General features: G+C 54.4%; 1 protein-coding gene and 1 pseudogene. Both read right to left on the reverse strand.

Annotated elements, in window-relative coordinates; all coding sequences use genetic code 11:
• Positions 1–169: 169 nt before the first annotated feature.
• On the reverse strand, positions 170–943 hold the full coding sequence (locus AC2VLY_RS16430) for a TSUP family transporter (RefSeq protein ID WP_486891830.1): 774 nt from the start codon (positions 941–943) through the stop codon (positions 170–172).
• 33 nt (positions 944–976) lie between these two features.
• Positions 977–1,357: pseudogene (locus tag AC2VLY_RS16435) on the reverse strand (hypothetical protein); the annotation flags it as partial.

The following is a 1,357-nucleotide window of genomic DNA, read 5'->3' on the forward strand; positions in this document are numbered from 1 at the left end:
GTGTGGAATCCGCTGGAACCGCTTCAGCAGTATCTTTTGGTGAAGACACCACCGAAGCCGCCTTGCAGTCTGTGCTGAGTGCCATTGGTAAGGCGGGAGCGGTGGTTCGTCTTCATCAGAACGATGCGCAGAAACAGGGATGAGCAAGGAGGGAGGCTAAATGGATCTACTATCCGCCAAAGGCCTCCCAGGCCGTTCTGGCAATCAGGACCAGCACGACAACAATGAACAGGCGGCGTACAAAAGTAGTTCCATGCGTCATTGCCATGCGGGTACCCATGAGACTGCCCAGCATGTTGCACATGGCCAGAAACAGGGCGAGATGCCAGAGCACATGATTTTTGCTGGCAAACAGAACCAGTGCCGCAAAATTTGACGAGAAATTGACTATTTTGGCGCTGGCGCTGGCATGTAAAAAATCAAAACCAAAGATGAGAATGAATACAAAAACCAGAAAATTACCGGTTCCAGGACCCAGAAAGCCGTCATAAAAGCCGATGAGCAAGCCACCACCTATGCCCAGAAAAATGGCGGTCTTTTGGGAGAAACGGGGTTGATGCACCTGACCCAGCTGTCGGTTCATGAGGGTGTATATCAATACGCCAGCAAGCACAAAGGGCAGGGCACGGCGAAAATCGTCGCCATTGATACGAGTGACCATATCCGCCCCGATCAATGACCCCGTCAAAGACGCTAGGGCAGTTGGGAGAACGGTTTTCCAGGGGATGCGCACGCGCCGGACATAAGACAGGAAGGCGGCACCAGTTCCCCAGATAGCGCCGGCTTTGTTGGTGCCGAGCAGCGTCGCCGGTGCGGTCTGGGGAAAGGTTGCAAAAAGAGCGGGCAGCAGGATCAGTCCACCTCCACCCACAACAGCATCGACAAAGCCTGCAAATCCTGCGGCTAGTCCAAGGCCCATATCTGCAACTTTCAGAAACATCATGAGGAGGATTTTTATAGGATCAGCAGAAAATTTTCAGGCATGCGCCGCCGCAGTTTTCCGGGCCAGGACGGCGGCCTTTTTGGCTATCTGAGCGCCGGGCAGGCCGAAAGTCTCGCGCACAAAACACCAGCCGTACAGCCCAACCAGTATCAATAAGGCCACCCCTACCAGGGATACCAGCAGTGCCGCAGCATAAGTATGCAAGCGTGCCGAAATGAAGGTGATGCACCCCTGTAGCAGCAGGCTGGCCAGCAAGAAAGCCAGCCAGACCCGAACATTGGCCAGCACAGCCTGGAATCCTGCCAGCAGGGCTAGATAGCCTCTCTGGGTGATACCAGTGACAATGACGCCAACAGACAGCAGCAAAAATGCATTACCCAGCATGGTCTGTGCGGTACCAAGGGCATTGGTGAT

Source organism: Acidithiobacillus sp. TH-A36 (assembly GCF_057473445.1).

Coding starts and splice junctions, on each gene's coding strand:
- AC2VLY_RS16430 (WP_486891830.1), bottom strand. CDS start 943: ATGATGTTTCTGAAAGTTGCAGATATGGGCCTTGGACTAGCCGCAGGA.